Genomic DNA, 4,179 nt, shown 5'->3' on the forward strand with positions numbered 1-4,179 from the left:
GCCTGGACCGACTGGTGTCCACAAGACCTGTCCGGCGGCGTCGCCCCGTGGACGTACCTTTACCGAACGCTGCGGGTTACACCGAGCCGCAGATCACGTTGAGCACCGCCCCGGGTTCGGAGTAGTTGGCCGTGGGCTCGATCATGTTTCTATGACGAAGGCACCCTCCACCTGCCTTGTGGAGGGTGCCTTCACCCGAATGGAGGGAGATCGCCGCTACGCCGCCTCGGCCAAACCATCCAGCGACGTCAACGTGACGCTGGTTGTGGCGGCTGTGATCGCGTCGGTGGTGAATCGGAACCGCCGGATGATCTGGTCGGTGGTGACGTCGGTGATCACCGGCTCGGGGTCCACGCGATACACAGCGAGATCAAGAGGGTTCACGACCAACTCGCCATGTCCGTCGCCGCCCCGGCGGTGGTAGTCCGTTCGCGTCCTCACCGCGTCCTCCAACACGGCCTTGGCGTGGTCGTCCAACGAGGAATCATTGATCGCTGCCGTCGCCGCCGCCCCGGTCACCCACCCGTCCTCCATCCCGTCACGTCGCCGCACCGGGTCCAGATAGCTAATACGGAGAATGCTCTCGGTCCGGTGGAAGGCGATCAGGTCGTTGCTGACGAAGCCAATGTTGCCCACGTCGTCGAAGTGTCCGACGTGCCCGGTCGAGCGGGCCGGGCAAATGTACTCCGATCGCGTGGTCAGGTCCGCCCTCGCAAGGTCGGACGCCGGGATCAGCGCGGAGAAGCCCAAGGCCGTCAGCGCGGGCGCGGTGTCGGCGGCCCAGGCGTACTCCACAGAGTTCGAGCGCTGTATGACGGCATCGGGTGGAGTCGCCGTTCCGCGCTCGACGTGAGAGACGAGGGTGGGCGCCGACATTCCCATTGCCGAGGCCAGCACGCTTCCTGGAATTACAGTCAACATGAATCATGCTCCTTCTGGTTCATTTGATTAATGATTCAGTAGGTAACTGTATCCCTATTCGCCGGAATGTCAAATGCCCCTAGCTGCGTACGGATATGTCCCAACCCTCAAACGTGTGTTCGATCGGTTGGGGTACACCCCGGTGGACAGCCGGGAACTGGCCCGAACCGCGTCACATAGAGGTCGTCTTTCGCCCGCTTGGACACTTTCGCGCCAACCCTCAGACCCCAGCGTGACGTTCATAAAACGGTCATTGGTCGAACACCGCGAACACCGCTGCCGCCGGAGTCGCACACCCAGGCCGAAATGTTCAACAACCCGTTCAGTAACTGGTAGTCTGGAGACAGGATTACGAACACGTTTGCTGAACGGAGGTGGCCGCCGTGTCGCTGGTGGGACTGGTGCGGGTGAGCACCGACAAACAGGAGACCCGTCGCCAGCACGACGCGCTCGATCCCATCTGCGTCAAGGTGTTCAACGAGAAGGTCTCGGGCAAGCTCGGCGTCGACGACCGGCCAGGCCTCAAAGCCGCGCTGGACTACCTGCGCCCCGACGACCTGCTCACCGTGCAGGAGGTCGACCGCCTCGGCCGCAATTTGCTCGAAGGGCTCGTCGTGCTCACCGACCTGTTCGAGCGCGGGATCGGCGTCAAGGTTCTCGAGGGCGTCGCCGCCGGCGAGCACACCGAGCGCAGCCTGGTGCTCGACCTGGCCCTCGCTCTGGCCGAGGACCGTCGTCGCGACATCAGCCGCAAGACCCGCAACGGCCTGGAGGCCGCACGCCAGCGCGGCAAGGTCGGCGGACGGCCCAGCGTCGTCGACGACGACAAGCGCGCGGCAATCCTCTCCCGCCGCGAACGCGACGAGTCGATCCGTGCGATCGCCGCCGGCGTCGGGGTCTCGGTAGGCACGGTTCACCGGGTCGTCGCGGAGAGCGCGGCCACCGAACGGGCTGGAGCAGCCTCGTGACCGAGCACGACGAGGATGATCCAAAGAACAACGAGCGCCAACGCGACCGCGATGACGGTTCCCAGAACTCGATCGACGACGTGACCACTGCAGCCTTCGGCCATGTTGACACCAACTGGATCGTCGACATGGCGAAGGGCGTTCAGCAGCGCCTCTTCGACATCACGCGACCCATGCGCACGATCGACACGGGTTGGCAGCACCGCGGGCTCAATGACATCTTCAGATCGTTCACGCCGACACAGCTACGCGTAGCCGACGTCTTCACGGACCTCGCGAAGAAGGTCACCGTCGGACCGAGCCAGGCTGGACTCACGAGTTCGATGCTCGCCTCGGACCCGAAGTGGTTCCAGCAGTATGTCAACACTGGCCTCGACAGCGACATATTTAAGAGCTATGCGTTGGCCCAGCCGAATCTGACGGCCATCACCTCGCAATTGTTCGAGGCCGCAGACTTCGGGCAGGGCATCTCATCCAAGGTGCTCGACGCCTACACCAAGCAACACCTGACATGGCTGCGAGACGTCGCCGACGACATGGCGCGAATCCGGCGGGGGTTCTATCCGTCGAATCTCCACGGCATCGGCGGCCTGACGTTCGAGCTGGTAGAGGAGGTCGTCATGGTCGACGGGATCGCCCTGTACGGCGTCCCACGCACGTCGGTTGCCGAGGCGTTGCTCCATACGGATGGTGCAGCGAAGCGACGCGACATCCTCGGTCGCCGGTGGAAGCAGATTTCAGCCGACTGCCGCGATTTCGCGGAGAGCATTGCAGAGGGCGACCTGCGCAACTTCGGCCTATCCGTGATCGCGTCCCTCGACGCCCTTGACGTCGGCAACAACGCCGCGGCGCAGGCGCTCGCCGCGACTGTCGTGGACTCCATTCTTCGGAGGCACGTCGACAAGCGTCACAGCTTCATGCCCGACCGGAAGGGCACGCGAACCACTGCGGCGTACGACGAGCTCAATTTCCGCATGTTTATAGCGTTCGCACCGATATGGCAGGCGTATCAACAGTTCAATACCGACAAAGACGACCCGATCCCGACCGTGTTCAGTCGGCACGCCAGCGCACACACTGTCTCGCGGAAGCAGTTCAACCGGCGCAATGCGGTGCAGGGGATACTGCTCGCCTGTGGCCTGCTGTGCTGGTTGGACGAGCAAGCCGTGGCACAGGCGGCATGAGGCGGCCTCTCCGCCTCCCCAAGCAGCACCCTCACTATCGACGCGCAACACCTACATCACCATTCCCGTCGAATGCCGCCGACCCCTGCTGCATTCCGTCGACGGCCATGTGCCACTTCGCCACGGCCTCCGCATGCGACTCCGCGGTCAACCCCGAGAAGTCGACGTGGAGCGCGGTGACCGCGTGATCGATGGACCGCACGGCATCGAGAACCTGCGTGTCGAAGTTTCAGATGTGATCGACGAGCTCCAGAAGGTCGTTGAGCGAGACATCGAAGTCCGCCGCCCCCGTGTCACTCGGCTTCATAGGCGGATCGTCCCCTCGGGCGGAAAGCCGTGCGCGTTCTCGGCATCGATCGTGCGTGCACATCGAGTCCTACGCTCGTACGCCCTGTAAACACCGGGGCCTCCCACAAATGTCGGATAGGCCGGGCAGGCACCTCCTGCTCGGTAACCCACGAGTCTTTGTGCGTGAGGCCCCGGCCCGCAACCCCCAACACAACGACGGGCGTCTCCCATACCGGCTAGCCGCGCGCTGAACCCCGATTCCGCCGCCACCATATGGGGTTCAGCCGCCGCCGCGACAGGTGCGCGGTGCTCACCATCGTGATGATGCGGGCGAGGGTAAGAGCGATGGCCCGCTCATATGCGCGAGTCGAACCGACCCACATCGTGTGGAGGGTGCGGATGGCGTTGTCAATCTCGCGGTCCTCACCGAAGTACGGTTCGAGTGCACTACGCGTTCCGCAGTAGAAGCAGGGTTCGGTGAAGTCGTCGTCATCGTACGGGTGCGTGTAGTGGGTCATCGGCGGTGACCACCTTCCGGCGTGATGCAGCGGTGGGGGGTGTGGGCGAGTGCCGCACGGGCCTGATCGACGCCCGCCTGTGCCTGGTTTGCCACAGTCTGCGCCTGAGTGACGACTGCCCGTACCGGTTCGGGTGCAGCGGCCGTGACCTGCGGAATCGACGCCACCGCAGGCGTGGGAGCCGGTGCCGGAGGTGTATACGTCTGCGGCAGCGGGGCCTGATCGCCGCCGTCCTGCTCCTTCGGCTGCTGGCGTGCGCCACGTTCCTGTGCTTGCTGCTGCTCGTTGAGACGGTCGATG

General features: G+C 64.2%; 5 protein-coding genes and 1 pseudogene. 2 read left to right on the forward strand and 4 right to left on the reverse strand.

Features of this window, described 5'->3' with window-relative positions:
- Window positions 1-216: 216 nt before the first annotated feature.
- Window positions 217-921, reverse strand: coding sequence for a hypothetical protein (locus GOOTI_RS04680; protein WP_007237425.1), 705 nt, complete (start codon window positions 919-921; stop codon window positions 217-219).
- A 374-nt stretch (window positions 922-1,295) separates the two neighbouring features.
- Between GOOTI_RS04680 and GOOTI_RS04685 the strand changes: the two genes are divergently transcribed.
- Complete coding sequence (locus GOOTI_RS04685; RefSeq protein WP_233425425.1) at window positions 1,296-1,889, forward strand: recombinase family protein; 594 nt, start codon at window positions 1,296-1,298, stop codon at window positions 1,887-1,889.
- Window positions 1,886-3,073 (forward strand): hypothetical protein, encoded by a 1,188-nt coding sequence (locus GOOTI_RS04690; protein WP_007237427.1) that lies wholly within the window; start codon window positions 1,886-1,888, stop codon window positions 3,071-3,073. Before GOOTI_RS04685 ends, GOOTI_RS04690 begins: the two co-directional genes overlap by 4 nt.
- A 34-nt stretch (window positions 3,074-3,107) precedes the next feature.
- Here the strand turns inward: GOOTI_RS04690 and GOOTI_RS26005 are convergent, their stop codons facing one another.
- The 3 genes and pseudogenes from GOOTI_RS26005 to GOOTI_RS26010 form a co-directional block, all read right to left on the reverse strand.
- Window positions 3,108-3,275, reverse strand: coding sequence for a hypothetical protein (locus GOOTI_RS26005; RefSeq protein ID WP_007237428.1), 168 nt, complete (start codon window positions 3,273-3,275; stop codon window positions 3,108-3,110).
- Window positions 3,276-3,597: 322 nt separating this feature from the next.
- The gene (locus GOOTI_RS04700) at window positions 3,598-3,879 is read right to left on the reverse strand and encodes a hypothetical protein (protein WP_007237430.1); all 282 of its coding nucleotides are present in this window, start codon (window positions 3,877-3,879) and stop codon (window positions 3,598-3,600) included.
- A pseudogene (locus GOOTI_RS26010) lies at window positions 3,876-4,179 on the reverse strand (hypothetical protein); the annotation flags it as partial. The pseudogene GOOTI_RS26010 and the gene GOOTI_RS04700, both read right to left, overlap by 4 nt.

Source organism: Gordonia otitidis NBRC 100426 (assembly GCF_000248075.1).
GTDB lineage: Bacteria > Actinomycetota > Actinomycetes > Mycobacteriales > Mycobacteriaceae > Gordonia > Gordonia otitidis.